This is a genomic window from Kitasatospora terrestris (assembly GCF_039542905.1).
Taxonomy (GTDB): domain Bacteria; phylum Actinomycetota; class Actinomycetes; order Streptomycetales; family Streptomycetaceae; genus Kitasatospora; species Kitasatospora terrestris.
Genome location: NZ_BAABIS010000001.1, coordinates 3,020,221 through 3,044,190, shown reverse-complemented (window position 1 = coordinate 3,044,190; position 23,970 = coordinate 3,020,221). Strand labels below are relative to the sequence as shown.

At 74.2% G+C, this 23,970-nt stretch carries 19 protein-coding genes, 1 tRNA gene and 1 pseudogene; 6 read left to right on the top strand and 15 right to left on the bottom strand.

Features of this window, described 5'->3' with window-relative positions; genetic code table 11:
- Positions 1–114: 114 nt before the first annotated feature.
- Complete coding sequence (locus ABEB06_RS13910; RefSeq protein WP_345697171.1) at positions 115–768, top strand: histidine phosphatase family protein; 654 nt, start codon at positions 115–117, stop codon at positions 766–768.
- A 10-nt stretch (positions 769–778) separates the two neighbouring features.
- Here the strand turns inward: ABEB06_RS13910 and ABEB06_RS13905 are convergent, their stop codons facing one another.
- Positions 779–2,155, bottom strand: coding sequence for an NsdA family TPR-like regulatory protein (locus tag ABEB06_RS13905; RefSeq protein ID WP_345697170.1), 1,377 nt, complete (start codon positions 2,153–2,155; stop codon positions 779–781).
- Between the two features lie 329 nt (positions 2,156–2,484).
- On the opposite strand from ABEB06_RS13905, the gene ABEB06_RS13900 reads away from it, so the two are divergent.
- Complete coding sequence (locus ABEB06_RS13900; protein ID WP_345697169.1) at positions 2,485–2,892, top strand: hypothetical protein; 408 nt, start codon at positions 2,485–2,487, stop codon at positions 2,890–2,892.
- A gap of 213 nt (positions 2,893–3,105) precedes the next feature.
- Positions 3,106–4,017, top strand: coding sequence for a spermidine synthase (locus ABEB06_RS13895; RefSeq protein WP_345697168.1), 912 nt, complete (start codon positions 3,106–3,108; stop codon positions 4,015–4,017).
- A gap of 82 nt (positions 4,018–4,099) precedes the next feature.
- Here the strand turns inward: ABEB06_RS13895 and ABEB06_RS13890 are convergent, their stop codons facing one another.
- The 5 genes from ABEB06_RS13890 to ABEB06_RS13870 form a co-directional block, all read right to left on the bottom strand.
- Entirely contained in the window at positions 4,100–5,143 is a 1,044-nt protein-coding gene (locus ABEB06_RS13890) for a hypothetical protein (protein ID WP_345697167.1), read from the bottom strand.
- A gap of 76 nt (positions 5,144–5,219) precedes the next feature.
- A complete protein-coding gene (locus tag ABEB06_RS13885) occupies positions 5,220–6,683 on the bottom strand; it encodes a GH1 family beta-glucosidase (RefSeq protein ID WP_345697166.1) in 1,464 nt (487 codons plus the stop codon).
- A gap of 48 nt (positions 6,684–6,731) precedes the next feature.
- Positions 6,732–7,616, bottom strand: coding sequence for a carbohydrate ABC transporter permease (locus ABEB06_RS13880; RefSeq protein ID WP_345697165.1), 885 nt, complete (start codon positions 7,614–7,616; stop codon positions 6,732–6,734).
- 3 nt (positions 7,617–7,619) lie between these two features.
- Entirely contained in the window at positions 7,620–8,609 is a 990-nt protein-coding gene (locus ABEB06_RS13875; RefSeq protein WP_345697164.1) for a carbohydrate ABC transporter permease, read from the bottom strand.
- A gap of 92 nt (positions 8,610–8,701) precedes the next feature.
- Positions 8,702–10,030: an ABC transporter substrate-binding protein gene (locus tag ABEB06_RS13870; protein WP_345697163.1), complete on the bottom strand. Its 1,329-nt coding sequence runs from the start codon at positions 10,028–10,030 to the stop codon at positions 8,702–8,704.
- Positions 10,031–10,257: 227 nt separating this feature from the next.
- Between ABEB06_RS13870 and ABEB06_RS13865 the strand changes: the two genes are divergently transcribed.
- Positions 10,258–11,328, top strand: coding sequence for a LacI family DNA-binding transcriptional regulator (locus ABEB06_RS13865; RefSeq protein ID WP_345697162.1), 1,071 nt, complete (start codon positions 10,258–10,260; stop codon positions 11,326–11,328).
- A 108-nt stretch (positions 11,329–11,436) separates the two neighbouring features.
- On the opposite strand, the gene ABEB06_RS13860 is transcribed toward ABEB06_RS13865, so the two are convergent.
- The 5 genes and pseudogenes from ABEB06_RS13860 to ABEB06_RS13840 all read right to left on the bottom strand — a co-directional run.
- The gene (locus ABEB06_RS13860; protein WP_345697161.1) at positions 11,437–12,000 is read right to left on the bottom strand and encodes a hypothetical protein; all 564 of its coding nucleotides are present in this window, start codon (positions 11,998–12,000) and stop codon (positions 11,437–11,439) included.
- Between the two features lie 186 nt (positions 12,001–12,186).
- Positions 12,187–12,633, bottom strand: a complete 447-nt coding sequence (locus ABEB06_RS13855) for a DUF4442 domain-containing protein (RefSeq protein WP_345697160.1) — start codon at positions 12,631–12,633, stop codon at positions 12,187–12,189.
- A 98-nt stretch (positions 12,634–12,731) separates the two neighbouring features.
- Positions 12,732–12,807: transfer RNA gene (locus tag ABEB06_RS13850), tRNA-His, on the bottom strand.
- 178 nt (positions 12,808–12,985) lie between these two features.
- Entirely contained in the window at positions 12,986–13,588 is a 603-nt protein-coding gene (orn, locus tag ABEB06_RS13845) for an oligoribonuclease (RefSeq protein WP_345697159.1), read from the bottom strand.
- A gap of 980 nt (positions 13,589–14,568) precedes the next feature.
- Positions 14,569–15,576: pseudogene (locus tag ABEB06_RS13840) on the bottom strand (helix-turn-helix domain-containing protein); the annotation flags it as partial.
- Positions 15,577–16,449: 873 nt separating this feature from the next.
- Here ABEB06_RS13840 and ABEB06_RS13835 point away from each other — a divergent pair.
- A complete protein-coding gene (locus ABEB06_RS13835) occupies positions 16,450–17,352 on the top strand; it encodes a GNAT family N-acetyltransferase (RefSeq protein WP_345697158.1) in 903 nt (300 codons plus the stop codon).
- A gap of 225 nt (positions 17,353–17,577) precedes the next feature.
- Here ABEB06_RS13835 and ABEB06_RS13830 read toward each other — a convergent pair whose 3' ends face one another.
- Positions 17,578–18,522: an HAD family hydrolase gene (locus tag ABEB06_RS13830; protein WP_345697157.1), complete on the bottom strand. Its 945-nt coding sequence runs from the start codon at positions 18,520–18,522 to the stop codon at positions 17,578–17,580.
- A gap of 413 nt (positions 18,523–18,935) precedes the next feature.
- Between ABEB06_RS13830 and ABEB06_RS13825 the strand changes: the two genes are divergently transcribed.
- A complete protein-coding gene (locus ABEB06_RS13825) occupies positions 18,936–19,451 on the top strand; it encodes a universal stress protein (RefSeq protein WP_393084865.1) in 516 nt (171 codons plus the stop codon).
- A 14-nt stretch (positions 19,452–19,465) separates the two neighbouring features.
- On the opposite strand, the gene ABEB06_RS13820 is transcribed toward ABEB06_RS13825, so the two are convergent.
- The 3 genes from ABEB06_RS13820 to ABEB06_RS13810 all read right to left on the bottom strand — a co-directional run bounded on the left by ABEB06_RS13820 (position 19,466) and on the right by ABEB06_RS13810 (position 23,918).
- Positions 19,466–20,659: an acyl-CoA dehydrogenase family protein gene (locus ABEB06_RS13820; RefSeq protein WP_345697156.1), complete on the bottom strand. Its 1,194-nt coding sequence runs from the start codon at positions 20,657–20,659 to the stop codon at positions 19,466–19,468.
- 98 nt (positions 20,660–20,757) lie between these two features.
- Positions 20,758–21,744, bottom strand: a complete 987-nt coding sequence (locus ABEB06_RS13815; RefSeq protein WP_345697155.1) for a hydroxymethylglutaryl-CoA lyase — start codon at positions 21,742–21,744, stop codon at positions 20,758–20,760.
- The gene (locus tag ABEB06_RS13810) at positions 21,741–23,918 is read right to left on the bottom strand and encodes an ATP-binding protein (RefSeq protein ID WP_345697154.1); all 2,178 of its coding nucleotides are present in this window, start codon (positions 23,916–23,918) and stop codon (positions 21,741–21,743) included. The genes ABEB06_RS13815 and ABEB06_RS13810 overlap by 4 nt, the downstream gene beginning before the upstream one ends.
- Positions 23,919–23,970 lie beyond the last annotated feature (52 nt).

The following is a 23,970-nucleotide window of genomic DNA, read 5'->3' as shown; positions in this document are numbered from 1 at the left end:
CGCAGTGGGCGGTGCGGACGGCCGCGGTGCCCGGTGCGGAGCCGGGTGCGGGATCATGGGGGACGGCCCTCAATGGCGAGCCCGGCCAGCGCAACCAGTCGCGAGGAGAAACCCATGCCCGCCCGCATCGTGCTCGTCCGCCACGGCGAGACCGCCTGGTCGGTCACCGGCCAACACACCGGCCGGACCGACGTGCCGCTCACGGACGAGGGCCGGGCGATGGCCCGCGCGCTCGGCGCCCGCCTCGCGAAGTCCCCGTGGGACAGCCTCCCCGACGCCGTCGTCTACACCAGCCCGCTCTCCCGCGCCCGGGAGACCGCCGAGCTGGCCGGCTTCGGCGCCCGCGCCGTCGACCGCCCCGAGCTGCTGGAGTGGGACTACGGCCAGTACGAGGGCCGGACCGGCCACGACATCCGGGCCACCGACCAGCCCGGCTGGCTGATCTGGCACGACGGCGTCCCCGGCGGCGAGAAGCTGGCCGAGGTCTCCGCCCGCGTCGACGCCTTCCTCGACGAGCTGAACGACACCCACGGCACCCCGCACCCCGAGACCACCACCATGCACGCCGCCGACTGCGACGTGGTGCTGTTCGCCCACGGCCACCTGCTGCGGATCCTCACCGCCCGCTGGCTCGGCCTGCCCCCCGAGACCGCCCAGCGCTTCAAGCTCGGCACCGCCGCGCTCTCCGTCCTGTCCTGGGAGTACGGCCTGCCCGCCGTCGAGATCTGGAACGACCACAGCCACCTCGAGCAGCTGTCCGCCCACTGAGGCGGAGGGTTCAGGCGGCCACCGCGCTGCCGTACGACTCCAGGAACGCCCGCACCTCCGGGACGCCGCGGTGCTCCCGCAGCCGCCCGGCGGTGTCGGCGAGCATGTGCCGGATCCGCGCCGACCGCACCTGCCCGAGCAGGGCGACGGCCGCCGTGCCGTGCTCGCCGGCCCCGGCGAGATCGCCGCGGCCCAGCCGGTCGTGCGCCAACTCGGCGGTGTACAGGGCCTTGTTGCGGACGAAGTGCGGGTCCTGGAGCAGTATCGCCCGCCCGGCCCGCTCGCTCGCCAGGTCCCACTCGCCCAGCGCGGACCAGCACTGGGCCTCCAGCCCGGCGAGCTCGGCGTCCCCGTAGAAGCTCATCCACTCCGGGTCGGCCGGGCCCGCCCCGCGGTCGTACAGCCGGTGCGCCCGGGCCAGTGCGCGCCCGCACCCGGCCCGGTCCTGCAGCAGCGCCCACCCGCCGGCCTCGCGCATCGCGAGCAGCGACAGCAGCCGGTCCGAGCCGAGTGCCTTCGCCGCCGCCTGCCCGGCCTGCGCGGCCCGCAGCGCCTCCCGCGGCCGCCCGGCGTCCCGCGCCAGGAAGGCACTGTTGCTGAACACGTGCGCCTCCAGCGCCGCGTCGCCGGCCATCCGCGCGGTGGCCAGCGCCTCCGCGTAGAACGACCGGGCGTCCGCCAGCCGGTTCGAGTCGTGCGCCAACCAGCCGACCGAGATCGCGAGTTCACCGGCGCCGGCCTGCAGCCGGCGCTCCGTTTCGGCGCTGTAGTCGCCGTCGTTCAGCAGCACGTACGCGTTGCGCAGCGACTGCCCGGCCATTTCGAGCAGGGCGTCCGCGCCGTGCGCGTCGTCCAGCAGCCGGATGTCGCGGATGGCCTGCTCGACCCCCCGGACCTCGGCGGCGCCCACCTTCCGGGGCGCGGGCGGCTGCTGGGCAGGGACCGCGGCGTGCGCGGGGCGGTCCAGGCCCAGCGCCGCCGCCAGGGCGGACGGGCCGCCGCTCAGGAACGTACGGCGACGCACGTCGTCGTTCTCCTCATCGGACAGGTGCGAGTCGGGCGCACCCGGGAGCGGAGGCAGCGGCCCGGCGCCCGGCGGACGGCGGCGCACCGCCGTCCGCGGCGCGAAGCCGAGGTCCTCCAGCGTCCGGTCCGGCCACATGTGCCGGAACACCCGCTCGTAGGCGTAGTTGGGGCAGCGGATCTCGCCCGACTCCACCCGGCCGACGTACCGCGCGTCGCAGGACACGTGCTCGCCGATCTCCCGCGCCGCGCGGCGGACCGCCAGCGCGAACTCGCCGGGGGAGAGGTCGCCGCGAAGGTCGCGCATCGCCGCGTTGGGAGCGGCCGGCGCCGGCCGCGGGACGCCTGCTCTGGTGGCTGCCATGCTGCGGGCTCCAAGGTCGTGCCAGGGGGTGCCGGGCGGGCCCCGGAGGGCCGCCGCGTCGCCACGACAGTACCGGCCGTGACGCTCTAGCTACGCGGGGTCGCCGACGGGGCGGCGGTCAAAAGCTGACAATCCGGACGCCGTTGCCCGGTTCCGCCATGAAATGCCATGGCTTGCTGTACGCCACCCCGTGGCCTCGCCGCCCCCTCGGGCGTTGTCCTGATACGTGGAGAGCCGCCGAGCCTCCCCACCCGCACCCGGTCGTCGACATCCGACCGGGTGACGCGGGCCCGGCGGGTTTCCGAGCGACGGAGTGACCAGGAGGTCCGATGACCACCGAAGTGCCGCAGTACCGACGCCTGGACGCGCCCGCGACCCCGCCCGCAGCGCCCCCCGCCACCCTCGTCACCACCTACGACACCGTCACCACCGCCGCCCGGCACGGCCTGGAGACCGTCGACATCCTCCGCCTCCGCCGCGCCTGCGGCGCCGTCCGGCAGTCCGCCGACGGCGCCTCGATCGTCTTCCTCGTCCCCGCCGGCACCGCCCTCGGCTGGCACCTCCCCGGCACCACCTGCACCCCCGGCGCCACCCTCCCGCCCCCCACCGACCCCCGCTGGATCATGCCCCCCTCCGGCCCCGGCCCCCTCGCCCGGCCCACCGACTCCTGGGTCCTCCGCTCCGCCCTCTGCGAAGCCGCCTCCACCCTCGCCGCCGGCGGCCTCGGCCCCTTCTGAGCCCGCCCCCGTCCCGCCCCGGTCCCGCCCCGGCCCCACCGCCGGGTCCGTCGCCGGGCCCCCGGCCCGCGGCCGCCGCCTGCCGGGCGCCGCCCGGGCAGCCGCGCATCCGTTCTGCCGCCTCGGGCCCCACCGCCGGCTCTGCCCGACCTTCCGCGCCGCCCGGCCCGGCCCGGCGCAGCCGCCGCAGCTCCCACCAGGGACAATGGCCGCATGGGACGCAACAGGTCCGGACGGGACCGCGACGACAGCTCGGCCACCGCCACCACCGGTGCGGCCGGGCGCAGCCGCTCGCAGGGCCCGCTCGTCAGCCCCGTCGGCTCCGGCACCGCCGAACTGCGCCCCGACCGCGACCGCCCGAACGCCTGGCAGTTGCTGATCGACGGCGCCCCGCAGTCCCTGGTCGACCTCGCCGACCCCACCCACCTGGGCTTCGAGTACCAGCGCCGGCTCGGCCACCTGATCGACCTCGCGGCCCCGCCGGGCCGTCCGATCACCGTTCTGCACCTGGGCGGTGGCGCCCTCACCCTGGCCCGCTACACCGCCGCAACCCGCCCGCGCTCCCGCCAGCAGGTCGCCGAGATCGACACCGCCCTCACCGAACTGGTGCGCACCGAATTGCCGTTGGACCGCACCTGGCAGATCCGGGTGCGCGGCGCCGACGCCCGCGCCGTCCTGGAGCGCACCCCGGAGGCCTCGGTCGACCTGGTCATCGCGGACGTCTTCTCGGGCGCCCGCGTCCCGGCGCACTGCGCCACCGTGGAGTTCGCGACCCTCGCGGCCCGTGCCCTCGTCCCGGAGGGCCGCTTCGCGGCGAACATCACCGACGGCTCCTCCCTCGCCTTCGCCAGGGCCCAAGTGGCCACGCTGCTGGCGGTGTTCCCGGAGGTGTGCCTGGTCGCGGACCCGGCGGTGCTGCGCGGCAAGCGCTTCGGCAACCTGATCCTCGCGGCCTCGCACCAGCCGCTCCCGATCGCCGAGCTGGGCCGCCGGGTGGCCACCGACTCCTATCTCGGCCGGCTCGAACACGGCCGCGCCCTGGCCGACTTCACGGCCGGCGCCGCCCCGGCGACGGACTCCACCGCCGCACCGTCCCCGGCCCCGCCCCCGAAGGCGTTCCACTGAGACGGAACCCGGACCTGAGGTACCCGGACCCGAGACGGAACCCGAACCGACCGCCGCCCCCAACCCGGCTCACCGCCCCTGGTCAGTGACCGCGGGGCAGGCCGCGGTGCTTGTACATGGCAGCGCCGGTGAGCAGCAGGCCCGCCGCGATCGGGACGAGCACGGCGGTGCCGGTGTCGCCGCCGTCGGGGCGGGCCGGGGTGGCTGCGGCGAGGGCGAGTTCGTCGCGCTCGGCGGCGTCGGCCGCAGGTGCGGCGCCGCCGAGCGCGGGGGGTGCCTGGCGGGGGCCGGACGCCCGGCCGTCGGCCGCGGGTGCGATCGGGGCGGGTGCGGCCGAGGCGGCACCGCGCTGTGCGGGTACGGCGACGGAGACGAGGTCGGTGGCGCCGCGGGCCGGGCCGCCCGCGGCGCCGCTGGTGGAGCGCGAGGCGCGCTGGATGACGTCGTCCGTGCCGTCCGTGCCGTCCGCGCTGTCGCGGCCGCCCTGGGCGGGGACGGCGGGGAGCAGGCCCGACGCGATGGCGAAGGCGTCGGGCAGGGCGGCGACCTGGCCGGGCAGGGGCAGTCCGCCGGCCCGGATCTGCTCCTGGAGCACGTGTCCCACCGGTGCGGTGGAGCCGCCGAGCAGTGGTCCGGCGGTGCCGGTGAGGTGGCCGACCAGGGCGTCTTTGGTGGACTCCACCGCGTCGACGCCGCCCCTGACGCCGGTCCGTTTCCCGCTCCCGGCGCCGGTCCCGCCGGACCGGGGGGCGGTCCGGCCGCCCGGCCGCTGCACGGCGGTGTCGGCCTGCGCCACGGAGGGCGTACCGGCCGCCGCGCACGCCTCGCTCACGCCGAGCCCCAGGCCGCACACCTGTGCGGCGAGGACCGCGCCACCGGCGGCCAGGGTGCCGGGCCGGGGCAGCCGCAGGGCCCACCGTCCGGAAACCCCGACCGGTGCTCCGCCGCGGTTCCCCGCGCCGTGGGGCCCGCCGACGCCATCGGCCCCGCCGATGCCGGTGGTTCCGGCGGCCCCGCGCCGTCCGCCGCGCCCGTCCCGCTCGCGCCGTCCGGGCCACGGCAGTCGCCAGGTCCGTCCCCGCTCCTCGGACGGCTGCGGCGTCTGGTTCGCGTGATTGGCTCGCACGTGAGAGGAGAACGAGCGAGCCCCTCCGACGTCACGCTTCACCCTTACGCAGAGTGATCCGCCGGGGCGGGGGTTGTCAGGCCAGCCCGCCCCGGCGGATCACCTGCGAGTACCAGTGGGCGCTGGACTTCGGGGTGCGGACCAGCGTGTCGTAGTCCACGTGGACCATGCCGAAGCGCTTGCCGTAGCCGTAGGCCCATTCGAAGTTGTCCATCAGCGACCACAGGTAGTAGCCGCGGACGTCGGCGCCGGCCTCGATGGCGTCGGCGATCGCGCCGAGGTGGCCCTCGATGTAGCGGATCCGCTCCGGGTCGTGGACGCTGCCGTCGGCGGAGACGACGTCCTCGAACGCGGCGCCGTTCTCGGTGACCAGCAGCGGCACGCCGAACTCCCGGTACAGCGAGGTCAGCGAGTCGGACAGGCCGGTCGGGTCGATCGGCCACCCCATGGCGGTGACGTCCTCGTTGGCGAGGTGGAAGGCGACGTCCTCGGCGCCCGGCCAGGGGCTGTGCGTGCTGTCGCCGTGGCCGTCGTGCCGGGGGAGGTCCTTGGCGTTGCCTGCGGAGGAGACCACGGTCGGGTTGTAGTAGTTGAGGCCGAGCAGGTCGATCGGCCGGCTGATCTCGGCGAGGTCGCCGTCGTGGACCAGTTCGGACCAGTCGACGAGGTGCGAGGTGTCGGCGATCAGGTCGGCCGGGTACTCGCCCTCGAACATCGGGCCGGTGAAGATCCGGTTGCCGACGGCTTCGATCCGGCGGGCGGCCTCCAGGTCGTCCGGGTGCCCGCTGAGCGGACGGACGGCGTGCAGGTTGAGCGAGACGGCGATCCGGGAGCCGGCCGGGAGGGCGGAGCGCAGGGCGCCGACGGCGAGGCCGTGGCCGAGGTTGAGGTGGTGGGCGGCCTTGAGGGCGTCGGCGGGGTTGGTGCGGCCGGGGGCGTGCACGCCGGAGCCGTAGCCGAGGAAGGCGCTGCACCAGGGTTCGTTGAGGGTGGTCCAGGTGGAGACCCGGTCGCCGAGGGCCTCGGCGGCGAGGCCGGCGTACTCGGCGAAGCGGAAGGCGGTCTCGCGGTGGGGCCAGCCGCCGGCGGACTCCAGTTCCTGGGGGAGGTCCCAGTGGTAGAGGGTGGCGACGGGGGCGATGCCGTGGGCGAGCAGTTCGTCGCACAGGGCGCGGTAGAAGTCCAGGCCGCGTTCGACGGCGGGGCCGCGGCCGGTGGGCTGGATCCGGGGCCAGGCGAGCGAGAAGCGGTAGGAGGTGAGGCCGAGGTCGGCCATCATCCGGACGTCCTCGCGGAACCGGTGGTAGTGGTCGACGGCGATGTCGCCGGTGTCGCCGCCGACCACCTTGCCGGGGGTGTGGCTGAAGGTGTCCCAGATGGACGGGGTCCGGCCGTCCTCCGCGCTGGCCCCCTCGATCTGGTAGGCGGCGGTGGCCGCGCCGTAGGCGAAGCCGGGCGGGAAGGCCCGTCGGGCGGCCTCGGGGGAGGGGGCGGGGGCCGGTACGGAACCGGCTGCGGCGGGGGTCTCTGTCACGGTCATTGCGGGAGCGCTCCCATGGATCGTAGTGGAACGGGTCATCTGGACGGCTCAGCTCTTCACGGCGCCGGCGGTGATGCCGCCCACGATGTACTTCCCCAGTAGGGCGAAGATCAGCAGCAGCGGCAGGGTGCCGACCAGCGCACCGGTCATGATCACGGCCTGGTTGATGTCGTGGCCGCTGCCGCCGCCGATCGCGGAGAGCGCCACCTGCACGGTCGGGTTCTGCTGGGTGAGCACCACGAACGGCCAGAAGAAGTCGTTCCAGGACTGCACGAAGACCAGCATGCCGAGCACCGCCATGGCCGGCCGGGCGACCGGGAAGACCACGTGCCAGATGATCCGCAGGCTGTTCGCGCCGTCCACCCGGGCGGCCTCGATCAGCTCGAACGGCAGTGCCTCGGAGAGGAACTGGCGCATGAAGAAGACGCCGAACGCGGCGACCAGCGAGGGCAGGATGACCGCCTGCAGGTGGTTGCCCCAGTCCAGCCCGGTGATGATCCGGTAGAGCGGGATCACGCTCAGCTGCGGCGGGACGGTCATGGTGGCGACCACCAGGGTGAGCAGCGCGTTGCGCCCCCGGAAGGTCAGCTTGGCGAAGGCGAAGCCGGCCAGCGTGGAGAACAGCACCGTGGACAGCGCCACGCAGCCCGCCACGATCGTCGAGTTGACCAGGGCGGTGCCCATCGCGGCCTGGTCCCAGGCGGTCGAGATGTTGTTCCACAGCTCGCCGCTCGGGAACAGCGGCGGCGGCGACTGGGCGACCCGCTCGCCGGTCGAACTGGCCGCCACGAAGGTCCAGTAGAGCGGGAAGAGCGAGACCACGGCGGCCAGGCCGAGGACCAGGTAGGTGACCGGGCCGGCCTTGTCGTGGTCGCCGGCGCCGGGCCGGAAGCGGCGCTTGGCGCCGGTGGTGGGAAGGGCGTTGGTGGCCACGGTTCAGCCTCCCAGCTTCGTGCGGTTGCGGCGGGCGAACAGGTACTGCACGAGGCCGATCAGCAGCAGGATCAGCAGCATCGTCCAGGCCACCGCCGAGGCGCGGCCCAACTGCCGGCTGGGCCAGCCCAGTTCGTACATGTAGAGGCTGAGCGTCTGGAACTGGTGGGCGGAGCCGCCGCTGACGCCGACGCCGCCGCCGAACAGCATCGGCTCACCGAACAGCTGGGTGGCGCCGATGGTCGAGACGATGATGGTGAACAGGATGGTCGGCCGGATCGACGGGATGGTGATCCGGGTGAACTGCTGCCACCGGTTGGCGCCGTCCAGGCTGGCCGCCTCGTAGAGGTCCTTCGGCACGGCCTGCATCGCGGCCAGGTAGATCAGCGCGTTGTAGCCGGTCCACCGCCAGGTGACGATGGTGGAGATGGCGATCTGTGAGGGCCAGGTGTCGGCGTACCAGTCGGTGCCGTGGATGCCGAACATCGAGAGGAACCAGTTGATCATCCCGTAGTCCGGGTTGAACAGCTGGACGAAGACCAGGGTGGCCGCCGCGATCGAGGTCGCGTACGGGGCGAGCACCGCCACGCGGAAGAAGCTCCGGCCCCGCAGCCGGTAGTTGAGCAGGTGGGCCAGGCCGAGGGCCATCAGCAGCTGCGGGACGGTGGAGATCACCCCGATGGTGAAGGTGTTCCGCAGCGCGGTCCAGAACTGGTCGTTGCTCCACAGCCTGGTGTAGTTGTCGAACCCCTTCCACTCCATCACGTCGGGCTTCAGCAGGTCGACGTAGTGCAGCGACAGCCATCCCGTCCACAGCAGCGGGAAGAGGCCGAAGGCGGCGAAGCAGATGAAGAACGGGGCGATGAAGGCGTACGGGGAGCCCTTCAGGTCCAGCCGGTAGAGGCGGGAGCGCCAGGCGGGGCGCGGCCGGGGAGCGCTCGGAACGGGGGCGGTGCCCTCGTCCTTCGCCGCGGCGCGGATGGTGGTGGCCACTGGGGTTTCCCTCCCGGAGGTGGCGGCGGTCGGTGGAGCAGGCGCCCGGCCGGGCCTCGACGGCCCGGCCGGACGGATGGGCTGACTCGGTGTCAGTGGCCGGTCTTGTCGTCGACCAGCTTGACCACGTTGGCCCAGGCCTTCGCCGGGTCGGTGCCGTGCTCCTCGATGTCGAGGATGCCGTTGTCGGTCAGGATGGTCTTCACGTTGCCGTCCTGCTCACCGATCGGCGAGGGGGTGATGGACTGCGCGGCGGCCGCGAAGATCTGGCCGGTCGGAGCGTTGTTGAAGTACTCCTGCTTGGCCGACTGGACGGCGGGCTGCTGCAGGCCGCCCACGGTGGAGGGCAGGTTGCCGACCTTGGTGAAGACCTTGGCCTGCTGCTCCGGCGCGGTCAGCCAGGCGGCCAGCGCGGCGGCCTCCTTCTGGTGCTTGCCGGCCTTCGGGACGGTCAGGAAGGCGCCGCCCCAGTTGGAGGCGACCGGCGGAGCGGCCACGTCCCACTTGCCCTTGCCGGAGTCGCCGGAGTACTTGCTGATGATGCCGGTCATCCAGGACGGGCAGACCACGGTGGCGAACTTGGCGTTGGCGAACGCCGCGTTCCACGGGTCCTGGAACTGCCGCAGGCCGGCGCTGATCTTCGCCTGGGAGGCCGAAACCGCCAGGTCCCAGGCCTTCTTGACGCCCGGGCTGTCCTTGTAGACCAGCTTGCCGGAGGCGTCCGAGTACTGCTCGGCCTGGGCCGACAGGGCCGCGTTGAACAGGCCGCTGGCGGAGTCGGTGAAGAAGGTGCCGGCCGGGGCCTTGGCCTGGTAGGTCTTGCCCGCCTCGACGAACTTGCTCCAGTCGCCCTGCCAGAGCTTGGCGACCTCGGCGCGGTCGGTCGGCAGACCGGCCTGCTGGAAGAGGTCGGTGCGGTAGCAGATCGCCATCGGGCCGATGTCGGTGCCCAGGCCGATCAGCGAGCCCTTGGCGGTGGTGGCCTGCTTCGACTTCCACGGCAGCCAGTTGCCGGAGTTGACGCCCTCGACCTTGCTCAGGTCGGTGAACTTGTCGCCCAGGGTGTTGGTGGCCTGCGCGATGTAGCCGACCTCGACCGCCTGGATGTCGGCCAGGCCGCTGTTGGAGGCCAGGTGGGTGGTGAGCGCGTCCCAGTACTTCTGACCGTCCTGCGTGGTCTCGTACTTGATGGTGATGTTCGGGTGGGCGGCCATGTACTCGTCGTACAGACCCGCCTCCTTGTACCCGAAGGTGCCGAAGTCGCCCACGGTCAGCGTGATCTTCTCGCCCCCGGCGGCGGAGGAGTTGCTGTCCGAGCCGGACTTGGTGCCGCTGCTGCAGGCGGTGAGCAGCAGAGCCGAGGTGGCGAGGGCCGCGGTGGCCAGGACGGCCGCTCTGCGGGGGCGGGAGGTGGTGCGCATGGCGATCTCCTTGTTTTCCACTACAGTGTGGGGCACGTTGTGGGAGCGCTCCCACACCGGGCATGCCGGAAGGTTGCTTGCTTCCGGGGGTGAGTGTCAAGACGTGGTGACGCAAACGTTGCGGCGCCGTGTCCTGACGGAAGGCCACCCGGACCTCTCCCCACATGCCCTTACCGGCCACAATGGGCAGGCAAGCCCGACCCCGCCGACTCCACGAGAGGTGAGCGATGAGCCAGACCGCACAGCGTTCCGATGGGCCCCCGGCCACAGCCGGGGCCGTGGGACGCTCCTCCGCGCGCCCAACCCTGGAGGAGGTCGCGGCGCTCGCCGGCGTCGGCCGAGGCACCGTCTCCCGGGTGATCAACGGCTCGCCCCGGGTCAGCGACAAGGCCCGCGAGGCGGTCCAGACCGCCATCGCCGAGCTCGGCTACGTGCCCAACCGGGCGGCGCGCACCCTGGTCACCTCGCGCACCGACTCGATCGCCCTGGTCGTTCCCGAGGCCGAGACCCGGCTCTTCTCCGAGCCGTACTTCTCCGACATCATCAGCGGTGTCTCCGCCGAACTCGCCGAGACCGACATGCAGCTGCTGCTGATCCTGGTCCGCAACCAGCGCGAGCGGGAGCGACTTTCGGCCTATCTCACCGCGCAGCGCGTGGACGGCGTGCTGCTGGTCTCCGTGCACCAGGACGACCCGCTGCCCAGCCTGCTGGAGAGCCTGGAGATCCCCTCGGTGCTGGCCGGCCGGCGCGGCGACCTGGAGCCGCTCAGCTACGTCCACGCCGACAACGCCGGCGGCGCCCGGATGGCCGTCCGCCACCTGCTCCGGCGCGGCTGCGCCAAGGTCGCCACCCTGACCGGCCCGCTCGACATGGAGGTCGCCCAGGCCCGCCTCGGCGGCTACCGCCGCGCCCTGGAGGAGGCCGGGCAGACCTACGACGAGGCCCTGGTCGGCCTCGCCGACTTCACCGAGGAGGGCGGCAAGCTCGCCATGCGCGAACTCCTCGACCGCCGCCCCGACCTGGACGGCGTCTTCTGCGCCTCCGACGTGATGGCCGCCGGAGCCATGCAGGTGCTGCGCGCCGCCGGCCGCCGGATCCCCGACGACGTCGCGGTGATCGGCTTCGACGACTCGATCGTCGCCCGGCACACCGACCCGCCGATGACCAGCATCCGCCAGCCGATCGAGGAGATGGGCCGCACCATGGCGCGCCTGCTGCTCGACGAGATCGCCGAACGCGGCCGGGCCCGCCGACAGGTCGTGCTCGCCACCGAGCTGGTGGTCCGCGACTCGGCCTGACCCTCGCGCCGGCGGGCGTTGCGGCGGCGGGCGTTGCGGCGCGGGTCGCGTCGGCGCGGTGGTCGGCAGACAGGGCCCCGACCGCGGGTGGTGCGGCGGAGGCGCCGGTCAGCGGGCGGTGCGGAGGTTGGTGCGGTGGCTGTTGTGGAGGGCGGCCAGCGCGACCATCCGGCGCATCACCGGCACCGGCAGCGCCGGGTTCCGGGCGGCGTCCGCGGCCGCCTCGGGCGTCCCGGAGCAGCCGGGCCGGTTCGGCCTGCGGCAGCGCCGGGTTCCGGCGTGCGAACGCACGGACGGTGCCGTCTGCGTCGCCCGCCGGCCGGACGGCCGGGTCGGGCGCGAGCCGCGGGTCCTCGGCCGCGCGGGTCCGAACCCCGGGATCCGGGTCACCCGCGAACCGCTCGACCAGCGCGAGCGCCGACGCCGGATCGTCCAGGGCGCCGCCCGCCCGGCGGCCAACAGCCGCTCCCACTGCGCGGCGGACAGCCGCCCGCACTCGGCTGCCCGGCCCCACACCGCCTTCAGCGGTTGGACCGTCGCCGCGTCCAGGACGCCGCCCGGCAGGTCGGTGCGGTGGAGGCAGCCCGCGTGCCCGGCGTCCAGCAGGGCGATCAACACGTCCGCCGGGGCGGCCCGGTTGAATCCCAGGCCGGTCAGCCACGCCTCGGCCACCGCTGGTCCGGGCCGGTCAAAGAGGTCGTGCCAGGCGGTTACGGACCCCAGGTCGACCATCGGCCCGCGAGGCCGTACGACCGCGAGGCTGTACGAGCTGTGTGAGCTGTGCGGCCGCGGCCGGCAGGGCCCGGGTGCCGATCGGGGGCGGGTCGGGCCGGGGGCCGGTGCCGCGGACCGTCCCGGTCAGTCGTTGGGGCGCAGGGTCCAGGTGATGGTCATGACGCCGGTCACCGCGCCGTCCTCGCGGGTGATGTCCACGGTGACGTCGAACTCGGGGCGCTCGCCCTTGTCCAGCTCGGCGACCACGTCGGCGATCGGGCGGCCCAGTGTGGCGGTGGCGGTCACGTCGCCGCGGGCGATCTTCTTGAACGCGATCTGGGCGTTGGTCGGCAGCGGCACCGCGCGGCCGAGCTGGTCGCCGAACGCGGCGAGCACGATCGCGCCGCTCGCCGACTCCGCCAGCGTGAACATCGCACCGGCGTGCGGCCCACCGACGTGGTTCTGGTACTCGGGCTGGTCCCGCAGCACGAGCACGGCCCGCTCGGCGGAGGTCTCCAGGTACTCCAGCTTGAGGGTCTTCACCATCGGGACGGTGTTGGCGAGCAGCTCGCCGAGGGGAGTCGAGGTCATGCCGAGCATGTTACTGCCCGGTAGCTTGGTCGTCCATGATGCGTTTCTGAACGCGAATCAGCCCCTGACCTCGATCGAGGTCAGGGGCTGATCCCTGATGGGGTGAGTGACGGGACTCGAACCCGCGACCACCTGGACCACAACCAGGTGCTCTACCAACTGAGCTACACCCACCATCTGTCCGGCGCGTTCTCCGCTTTCGCGTTCCCCGCTCCGACAGGAAGAACTCTACAGGATCCGAGAGGGTGCTTGCGCCAGGGTTTCCGCTCCCGCCCGGAACGGCCCTGATCGGGGCCTTGATCGCCGCCGCGTCGCCGCCCCGTCACCGCCGCCGGGCCCTCCTGGGACCGCGCTACTCCGCCGAAAGCTGGTACTTCGCGGCGATCGCCCGCGCCTCGTCCGTCTCCGGGCCGGGCTGCGCGACGAACACCGCCTCGCGGTAGTAGCGGAGTTCGGCGATCGACTCGCGGATGTCCGCCAGCGCGCGGTGGTTGCCGCCCTTCTGCGGGGCGTTGTAGTAGGCGCGCGGGAACCAGCGGCGGGACAGCTCCTTGATCGAGGAGACGTCCACGATCCGGTAGTGCAGGTGCGACTCCAGCGCGGGCATGTCCCGGGAGAGGAAGCCCCGGTCGGTCGCGACGGAGTTGCCGCACAACGGGGTCTTCCCCGCCTCCGGCACGTGCTCGCGGATGTACGCCAGCACCTTCGCCTCGGCCTCGGCCAGCGTCACCCCGTGCTCCAGCTCGTCGAGCAGGCCGGACGAGGTGTGCATCGCCCGCACCACCTCGGGCATGTTCGCCACCGCCTCGGCGGGCGGACGGATGACCACGTCCACGCCCTCGCCGAGGATGTTCAGCTCGGAGTCGGTCACCAGCGCGGCAACCTCGACCAGGGCGTCCCGATCGAGGTCCAGGCCGGTCATTTCACAGTCGATCCATACCAGACGGTCATTCACGCACCTCACCCTACGGCGCGACCCCGCCGCCCGGACACCATCCGGGCCGCACCACCCCCACCGACCTCCCGGATCCGCCCCCGGCAGACCGCGCCGCCGGTGGGAACCGCGCCCCCGGCGCCCTCGTCCTGGCGTCCTCGTCCGGGCGCGCGATCGGTGCGCGGTGCTCGATGGCCGGTGCGCGGTGCGCGGTGCGCGGTGCGCGGTGCTCGGTGCTCGGCGGTCGACGAGGCGCCGGCCGCCGCCGGCCGGAAGGTCCTCCCGGCCGGCGGCTGCCCGAGGGTGCCGCCGCGGGCACCCCTCGGGCAGCACGCGGCGGGGGCCCGGGGCGCGGCGTTCTAGCGGGCGCGCTCCCGTCGTCCGTCGGCTGCGGCCTCGACGTTCTCGACGTCGGCCGCACCCGACTGCGCCGGGACCGGACCGGCGGACGGGTCGTGGTCGGGCCGGTCCGTCCGGTGCCCCAACCGCTGGCCGCGCGCACTCGGCTGGTCCGAGCCGTACTCGTCCGCGACCGCGGCGTGCTCCGGCGCCCGCTCCACGGGTTGACCCGCCCGCCCGGCCGCCCGGACCGGACGACCGCCCGCCGGACCGCCGACCGGTGCCGGTCCGCCCTGCGGAGGCACCAGCGGACGGACCCGCGGTCGCCCCCCGCCGCCCGCGGCTCCTGCGCCCGTGCCCGGACCGCCCGCCCCGGGACCGCCGTACGGACCCGCCGCGTGCGCCCCGCCGCCCTGCTGACCACCGGGCACCGCACCGTACGGACCGGCTGCCGGCCCGCCGTACTGCCCCGGACCCGCGTGCATCCCGCCCTGCGCCACCATCCCGTGCTGGCCGCCGCCGTGCTGGCCGCCACCGTACGGACCCGCCGGGTGCGGCATCGCCCCGTGCTGACCCCCGGCCGGTGGCTGGCCGGCGCCCTGCGGCATCCCGCCGGCCATTCCGCCCGCCGTTCCGACGCCGGCCCCGGCCTGCGCCGAAACCACCGTCGCGGGCCGCCGGGCCCGGTACCCGGTCCGGTACGCGGCGGGGGAGACCCCCAGCTGCCGGCGGAAGTGCCCGCGCAGCGCCACCGGGGAACGGAAGCCGCAGCGCCGGGCCACGTCGTCCACCGACAGGTCGGAGGTCTCCAGCAGTCGTTGCGCCTGCAGCACCCGCTGGGTGATCAGCCACTGCAGCGGCGCACTGCCGGTGAGCGTGCGGAAACGCCGGTCGAAGGTCCGCCGGCTCATGTACGCGCGGGCCGCCAGCACCTCCACGTCGAACTGCTGGTTGAGGTTCTCCAGGGCCCAGGTGACGACCTCGGCGAGCGGGTCGTTCCCGATCTCCTCCGGTAAAGACTGGTCGATGTACTGGGCCTGTCCGCCGCCGCTGCGGCGGTTGGGCACGACCAGGCGGCGGGCCAGCGCGTTCGCGGCCTCGGCGCCGTGGTCGCTGCGGACGACGTGCAGACAGAGGTCGATCCCGGCGGCGGTGCCGGCCGAGGTGAGCACGTCGCCGTCGTCCACGAAGAGTTCGCGCGGGTCGACGTGGACCCGCGGGTAGCGCTTGGCGAGGGTCGGCGCGTACATCCAGTGGGTGGTGGCGGGCCGGCCGTCCAGCAGGCCGGCGGCGGCGAGGACGAACGCGCCGGTGCACAGGCCGATGATCCGGGCGCCCTCGTGGTGGGCCTTGCGCAGCGCGGCGATCGCCTCCACGGGCGGGGGCTGCGAGATGGAGCGCCAGGCGGGGACCACGATGGTGCCGGCCCGGGCGAGCGCCTCCAGGCCGTACGGGGCGGTGAGGGTGAGGCCGCCGGTGGTGGTCAGCGGACCGTCCTCGCCGCCGCACACCAGCAGCCGGTAGCGGGGCACGCCCGCGTCCTGCCGGTCGACACCGAAGACGGAGAGCGGGATCGAGCTCTCGAAGATCGGCGCACCACTGAACAGCAGGACCGCGACGGTCTCGCGCCGGCGCCGGCCGGAGAGCTTGCGCGGTGCGGGAGCCTGCAGCGCGGAGGCGGCCGTGACCGCGGCCGCCGCGGCGGCCGATCCGGCGGCCGCGGCCGCGGAGGCCACGGCGGACTGCTGGACGGGTGCGGCGGACGAGCCGGGCAGGTGGGCTGCGGGATGCGCGGAGGAGTGCGGCTGGGCGTGGGTCAGGTGGTGGCCGGAGGCGATGTGGTGACCGTTGGTCAACTGGCCGCCGGAACCGAATCCGTGACCGCCTGTCGGGGGAGCCGTCGTCCCGGGCTTGGCCGTGCCGACTCTCGAGCCACGCCCGGGGAGGCCGGCCGGCGGCTGGCCGCCCTCAGCACCCGCGTCGCTCCTGCTCACCCTGCTCAAGGCGCTCCAGCCCCCTCGGTGGTGTGGTGTCGTGGTGCGGCTCTGCTCGCCAAGATCGAATCTACTTGGTGGACCGTTGCTGTTGTGACAAGTTCACCATCCGACGCTATGTCGACATGGCAATTTGGCGTGATGCATTCGATCACGAAGCGTGGCAGCCGTCGACCCCCCTGTGAAGGGGGCGCGGACAAGCGTGGCCGGTTGTCGCACGACCCATCCCCGGGCCCCGGGCACTGGCGCCACCCGCCGGCCGGTGTGGGCTGCGGCTTTGTTCGACGGGAAGGGGGTGGACGCAGAATGACCGAAAATCGGCGGTCCCCATCGGGGGCGCGCGAGTAGGGTCCGCGCGCCCGCGCACACCCTTCCGCACCCCCGGAGACCGGCCCCACCCCGGCCGCGCGCCCGGCGGGACCGCTCCCACCGGCCCGCGACCGGCCCGCGACCGGCGTGCGGGACACCCGCCCGGCCGCCGCCCGACCCGCGGTTCCACCCGCCGAAATGCGCAGCTCCCCGCCGTCCCGCCCGGCTAGGGTCGCCCCTATGGACACTCCTGCGGACCTGTGCGCCCACCCGCCTGCGGACCACCCCGCCGGACCTGCCGCAGACCACTCCGCGGACCGTCCGGACGGTGCCCCGGGCCGACTCGAACTGGCCAACGACAACGCCGCCGCCTTCTGGCTCGCCCAGGCCGCCGCCAACGGGTGGGACCACCTGCGCCGACCCCACTACACGGCGGTCCGCCGCGACGGCGCCGGCCACCGCGTCGTGATCACCCGCCCGTACGCCGAACCGGACCGCCTCCGCGAGGAGTTGGCCGACCTGCTGATCGGCACCTGGGGCGGCGGGCCGTTCTGCCTGGAGGACCCGTACGGCCGCCTCGACCTCGCCGCGCTCGGTTGTGAGGCCGGGCTCGGACAGGCCGTCATGGTCCGCGAACCCGGTCCGCTGCCCGCGGCCGCCCTCACCACCCGCCGCCCGCCCCGGCCCACCGGGCCGGCACCGGCCGCCGCCCGGGAGGACCGGGAACGCCGCGAGGTCCACGGAGCCGTGGACGCGGACGGCCTCGCCGACGTCGAACGCGTCATCGTCGACGGGTTCCCGATCCGCGACCGGCAGCCCTGGCGCCGAGGCGAGCTACTGCCGCCCGCCCTGCTCGCCCAGCCGGGCGTGCGCGCCTGGCTGGGCCTGCTGGACGGCCGCCCGGCCGGCGCCTGCATCACCTACGAGGACCTGCGGGCGGGCACCGTCGGCGTCTACTGGGTCGCCACCCTCCCCGACGCCCGCTCCCGCGGAATCGCCCGCGCCGTGGTCACCCACGCCCTCGCCGCCCACCCGGACCGCACCGCCACCCTCGTCGCCACCCTCCTCGGCGAACCCCTCTACCGCCACCTCGGCTTCACCCCCCGCGCCCTCACCCACTGGTGGCGCCACCAACCCCACTGACCCCCGCCCCGGCCGACCCGTCCACAGCGACCCCACCTCCGCCGCACCGTCGCAGGCGGCCATCCGCCCGGTCACCGGCCCGGCCGCCGACCTGGCCCGGGGCCACGGAGCGGACTCGTGCGGCCCGCCGCAGGCGCTGCTTCCCCGGCCTCCGGCCGACGGCGGCTGTCCCCGCGCGGGGTGCGTCCCGCAGCGTCCCGGCCGCCGGCGCGCCGGTTCCGCTCGCTACGCCCGCAGCTCGCCGCCGGTGGCCGCGGTCGCTCCTCCAGTACTCGTCCTCGCCCAGTACTCGCCCTCGCCGCCCGCCACGGCGGCTTGCGGCTTGCGGACCTGGGCCGGGGCCTGGCTCTCGGCGGCGGCCTTGAGCGAGGCCGCCACCGCTCCGGCGGCGGCCAGGGCCGCGGCGGGTGTGGACGGTGCGAACCGGGTGCGCTGGCGGGCGGCGACCGGCCCGGTGGTCGCCGTCCGGCCGCGGGTGGCGAGGACGTCGGCGACCGTGGGTGCCTCCCGGGCACCGAGGACCATGCCGACGGCTTCCGGCAGACCGGGGGCGCTGAGGGTCGGCCGGTAGCCGAGTTCGGCCCAGGGACGGCCGTGGTGCAGCCAGACGCTGCGCAGTCCGGTCGCTTCCGCGCCGGCGACGTCCGCGGGGCCGTGGTCGCCGACCATCCAGGTGTGCGCGGTCCACCGGCCGTCGGCGACGGGGAACCCGCACCGCCGGGCGGCGATCTCGAAGATCAGCGGGTCGGGCTTGAGGCAGGCGGCCTCTTCGGAGATCACCCAGCCGTCGACCAGCGGGGCGAGTCCGGTCCGGCGGATCTTCTCGAGTTGTGGCCGGGTGCCGCCGTTGCTGACGATGCCGAGCGTCCACCCCGCGTCGCGGGCGACCCGCAGGGCGGCGATGTGCGGATCGGGGCACCGGATGTGGGAGTTGATGCCGCGCCGGTAGTGGGCGAGGAGCAACTCCATCGAGTGGTCGAGTCCGTAGCGGCGCTTGGCGGCGCCCAGTACGGTGCTCCGGGGTACGTAGCCGCCGCCGTCGAGGGTGGTGAGCCAGTCGAGGTCACCGGCGGGCAGCCGGTGGTCGGCGAGGAAGTCCTGTGCCCAGGCCCGGAACGCGGCGTCCCGGGGCAGCAGCGTGTTGTCGAGGTCGAACAGGAGCAGCGGCATGCCGAGCATGTTGTCAGCGTCCTGCCGGTATGCACGTGGCAATTGCCAATGGCGGGGAAAAATCCCGCGAATTGGCCGAATCCGATGGTTCGGGCCGTGATCGAACGGTTCTGTCGGCGGTGACAGTCGGGTCACGTTGTGGGGACGCCCTGTTGCGTACGCGGGGGCGGTCGGTCAAGCTCCTGGGAACGCACGTACCCCCTAGGCGGGATCCTTGCCGCGCAAGCGTCGTGCTGCTGGGCTGAGCCCACCCCTGGTCGTACTCTGAGAGGAACAGGCCCGTCCCAGGTGAAGAGCATTGAGCCATGGCTGGTTTTGAGCCTTCCGGATCCGTCGACGAGGACCGCCCCGCACGTCGGGGCTGGCCGCGACCGCGCCATCGTCGACTGCCGGACAGTCGAGGGGACGGCGCGATGACGGACGGCATCCGGCCGACGACCGACCGCCGGGACGGCGAGGGCGGCGGTGAGCGCGTGCTGAAGGAGCAGACCTCTCGGGCCTGCGATCCGGCGTTCCAGCACGGTGTGGTGGTGGGCTTCGACGGCTCGCTCTCGAGCGAGCGCGCGCTGGCCTACGCGGTGGGCATGGCGAAGCGCTCCCGGTGCGGGCTGGTGATCGTCCACGTGGCCAACCGGCTTCCCGCCACCGTGTGGGCGGGCTGCGAGCCGCCGGTCTTCGTGGACCTGCCGGATCACCGCACCGAGATCCTGGGTCTGGAGCTGGCGTGTGCGGACTTCCTCGCCGACGTCCCGTGGATCCTGGTCGAGCGCGGCGGCGACATCTGTCACGAGATCGAGGAGGTGGGCCGTGAGTACGCGGCCGACGCGATCGTCGTCGGCAGTACCCACGGCCTCCTCGGCAAGCTCTTCGGTTCGGTGTCCGGCCGCCTCGCCCGCCGGGCCAACCGCCCCGTGATCGTCATTCCTTAGGGGTCACGCAGAGGTCAGGCCGAGGTGATGCCGAGCTCTCGCGCGATGAGCATCCGCTGCACCTCGGAGGTGCCCTCTCCGATCTCCAGGATCTTGCAGTCGCGCCACATGCGGGCGACCGGGTACTCGTTCATGAAGCCGTACCCGCCGTGGATCTGGGTCGCTTCCCGGGCGTTGTCGACCGCGGCCTCGGAGGCGTACAGCTTCGCGATGGCGGCCTCCTTCTTGAACGGTTCGTTCTGCAGCAGCCGGGAGGCGGCGTCCCGCCAGGCCAGGCGGGCGGTGTGGGCGCGCATCTCCATGTCGGCGAGCTTGAACTGGATGACCTGGTTGGCGCCGATCGGCCGGCCGAAGGCGCGGCGGGTACCGGCGTAGGAGACGGACTGGTCGACGCATCCCTGGGCCAGGCCGGTGGACAGGGCTGCGATGGCGATGCGGCCCTCGTCGAGGATCCGCAGGAACTGGGCGTAGCCGCGGCCGCGCTGCCCGAGCAGGTTGGCGGCGGGGACCCGGCAGTCGGTGAAGGAGAGTTCGCGGGTGTCGGAGGCGTTCCACCCGACCTTGGAGTACTTCTTGGACACCTGGAACCCCGGGGTTCCAGTGGGCACGATGATGGACGAGATCTCGCGGGTGGGCGAGAGTTCCGCGCCGCTTTCATTCGAACGAGTGAGCGGCTCGGTGAGCGCGGTGACGGTGACCAGGCCGGTGATCTCGGTGCCGGAGTTGGTGATGAAGCACTTGGTGCCGTTGATCACCCACTCGTCGGTGGCCTCGTCGTACCGGGCGGTGGTGCGGGTGGCGCCTGCGTCCGAGCCGCCCTCGGGCTCGGTCAGGCCGAAGGCGCCGAGCATCTCACCGCTCGTCAGCTTCGGCAGCCACTCGCGCTTCTGCTCCTCGGTGCCGAACCGGTAGATGGGCATGGCGCCCAGCGAGACCGCGGCCTCCAGGGTGATCGCCACCGAGGAGTCGACCCGGGCCAGCTCCTCCAGCACCAGGCCGAGCGCGAAGTAGTCGCCGCCCATGCCGCCGTACTCCTCGGAGAAGGGCAGGCCGAACAGGCCCATCCGCCCCATCTCGCGGACGATCTCGTACGGGAACTCGTTCTGCTCGTAGAACTCGGCGATCTTGGGCGCGATCGCGTCGTTGGCGAATTCGGCCACGGTGCGCCGCAGTTCCTCGTACTCGGAGCTCAGCCGGTGGTCGAACATGGTGGTCCTCCTGGATCGCGGCCGGTGGGCCGGGGTGAGGGTGAGTGGGTGGTTCACGGGGGGCCGGGGCCGTGCGGGTGGCGCGGGCCCCGGCCGACTCAGGCCGACGGCCCGGAGGTCCCCAGCAGGGCGCGGAGGGTCCGCGAGGGGCTGGGGCGGCCGAGCTGCCCGGCCATCCAGCCGCTGGTGGCGGCCAGGGCCGGGAGGTCCACGCCGGTCTCGATGCCGAGGCCGTGCAGCATCCAGACCAGGTCCTCGGTGGCGAGGTTGCCGGTGGCGCTCTTGGCGTAGGGGCAGCCGCCCAGTCCGCCGGCCGAGGCGTCCACCACGGTGACCCCGGCGCGCAGCGCGGCCAGGGTGTTGGCCAGCGCCTGGCCGTAGGTGTCGTGGAAGTGCACGGCCAGCTGCCCGACCGGAACCCCGGCCGCGGTGAAGGCGGCCAGCAGCGCGGTGACCTGGCCGGGGGTGGCGACGCCGATGGTGTCGCCGAGGCTGAGCTCGGCGCAGCCCATCTCCAGCAGCCGCACGCCGTGCCGGACGACCTGCTCGGCCGGGACGCGGCCCTCCCAGGGGTCGCCGAAGCACATCGACAGGTAGCCGCGGACCGGCAGGCCGGCCTCGCCGGCCCGCTCCACCACGGGGCGGAACATCTCCATCGCCTCGTCCGCCGAGCGGTTGAGGTTGCGCCGGGCGAAGGTCTCGGTGGCGCTGGCGAAGACCGCGACCTCGCCGGCGTGGTGGGCGAGCGCCCGGTCCAGGCCGCGCTCGTTGGGCACCAGGACCGGCAGCCGCAGGCCGGGGTGGCGCTCCGTCAGCCCGGCCAGCCGGGGCATCAGCTCCTCGGCGTCGGCCAGCTGCGGCACCCACTTGGGGTGGACGAAGCTGGTGGCCTCGACGGTGTCCAGGCCAGCCGCGGCGAGCCGGGCGATGAACTCGGCCTTCACCTCGACCGGGACCAGGGCGGCCTCGTTCTGCAGCCCGTCGCGCGGGCCGACCTCGTGGATCCGGACCCGGGCGGGCAGCTCCGGGTCGCGGACCGGGTCGGGCAGCCCCAGCTCCAGCACTCCGGGTTCGACGTCCGTCATGACGCCACCTCCGTGACCGCGGTCTCCTCGGCGGGCGTGACCACGGCCAGCAGCTCGTCCATCGCGACCGTCGCGCCGGCGGTGGCGCGCAGCTCGCTCACGGTGCCGTCGTGCGGCGCCGCGATCACGTGTTCCATCTTCATGGCCTCCAGCACGAGCAGCGCCTGGCCGCGCCGGACCCGCTCGCCGGGGGTGGCCTTGACCACCGTGACGGTGCCGGGCATCGGGGCGGTGAGCGCGCCGTGGTGCGCCGCTCCGGCGGCGGCCCGCTCGGCCTCCGGGTCCCAGGGGTGGACGGCCCAGGCGTCGCCGTCCAGGGCCAGCCAGTCGACCGGTCCGGCGGGGGAGCGGTCGACGGTGTGGGCGAAGGTGGTCCGGATCCCGTCCAGGGCCAGCTCCAACCGCCCGTCCGCGAGGCTCGCCCGGGCCCGGCGGACCGGGCCGTCGTCCACCCGGACCTCCAGCGCGGAGCCGTTGTCAGTGGCCTCGGCTACGTTGCCTTCCGTGGTGGGTCGGATCCGGACGGTGACCGGGTCGCGGCCCGCCAGCCGGAGTCGATGGGTGGTCCAGGCGGCCTCGCCGCCGAGGCGCCACCCGGAGGGGAGCGAGAAGGGGTCGGCCCAGCCGCCGGGGGCGGCGGCGGGGCTCAGCTCCAGGTGCCGCGCGAGTGCTGCGGCCAGGTGGAGGGTGTCGGTGGTCTCCAGCGCGTCGGGGGCCTCGCCGCCGTCCCTGGTGTACGGGGAGGCCAGCAGGCCCGGGTCCTGCTGGACGGTCCGCTCCACCAGGCCGGTGTCGAGGCGGCCCGCCGCCACGTCCTCCTGCGCGAGCAGTCGGCGCAGGAAGCCGGTGTTGGTGGTCACCCCGAGCACGCGGGTCTCGGCCAGCGCGGCCCGCAGCCGGCGGAGCGCGGTCGGGCGGTCGGGCCCGTACGCGATCACCTTGGCCAGCATCGGGTCGTACAGGCTGCCGACCTCGCTGCCGGCCGTGACGCCGGAGTCCACCCGCACGCCCTCGCCGGAGGGCTCGTCCAGCCGCAGGATCCGGCCGCCGGTCGGGAGGAAGTCCCGGTCGGGGTCCTCGGCGCAGATCCTGGCCTCGATCGCGTGGCCCTGGAAGGAGACGTCCGCCTGGGTGAACGGCAGGGCCTCGCCGGCGGCGACGCGCAACTGCCACTCGACCAGGTCGAGCCGCTGCGGGCCGTCCGGGCCCGCGACGGCGACGGCCAGTTCGGTGACGGGGTGCTCCACCTGGAGGCGGGTGTTCATCTCCATGAAGAAGAAGTCCAGGACGCCCTCGGGGGCCGGCCCGTCCGGGTCGATCCCCGGGACGATGAACTCGACCGTCCCCGCGCCGGTGTAGCCGCAGGCCTCGGCGGCGCGGACGGCGGCCGCACCCATCGCGGCCCGGGTCTCCGGGTTCAGCAGGACGGAGGGAGCCTCTTCGATCAGCTTCTGGTGGCGGCGCTGCAGGCTGCACTCGCGCTCGCCGAGGTGCACGGTCGTGCCGAGGGTGTCGGCCAGGACCTGCACCTCGATGTGGCGCGGGCGGTCGACCCAGCGCTCGACCAGCAGGGTGTCGTCGCCGAACGCGGTCCGGGCCACCCGGCGGGCGGCGGCCAGCTCGGCCGGCAGCTCGGCCGGGTCGCGGACCAGCCGCATGCCCTTGCCGCCGCCTCCCGCGGAGGGCTTGAGCAGCACGGGGTAGCCGATCTGCGCCGCGGCGGCGATCAGCTGCTCGTCGGTGGGCGAGCCGTCCTGGCTGCCGGGGACGACGGGCACCCCGGCGACCCGGACGGCCTCCTTGGCGTTGATCTTGTCGCCCATCAGCTCCACCGCGGCCGGCGGCGGGCCGATGAAGGCGATCCCGGCCTCGGTGCAGGCCCGGGCGAAGCCCGGGTTCTCGGCCAGGAAGCCGTAGCCGGGGTGGATCGCCTGCGCGCCGGTGCGGCGGGCGGCGGCCAGGATCAGCTCGCCGCGCAGGTAGGTCTCGGCGGCGGTGGAGTCGCTGCGGTCGGCCGGTCCGAGCCGGACGGCCAGGTCGGCCGCGCGGACGTGCGGCGCGTCGGCGTCCGCGTCGCTGTACACGGCGACCGACCGGACGCCGAGCCGGCGCAGGGTGCGGATCACCCGCAGGGCGATCTCGCCCCGGTTGGCGACCAGAACGGTGTCGAACATGGGAGGTGTTCCTCCGGGTCGAGGGTGTCGGGGGTCAGGAAGCGCGGGGGGT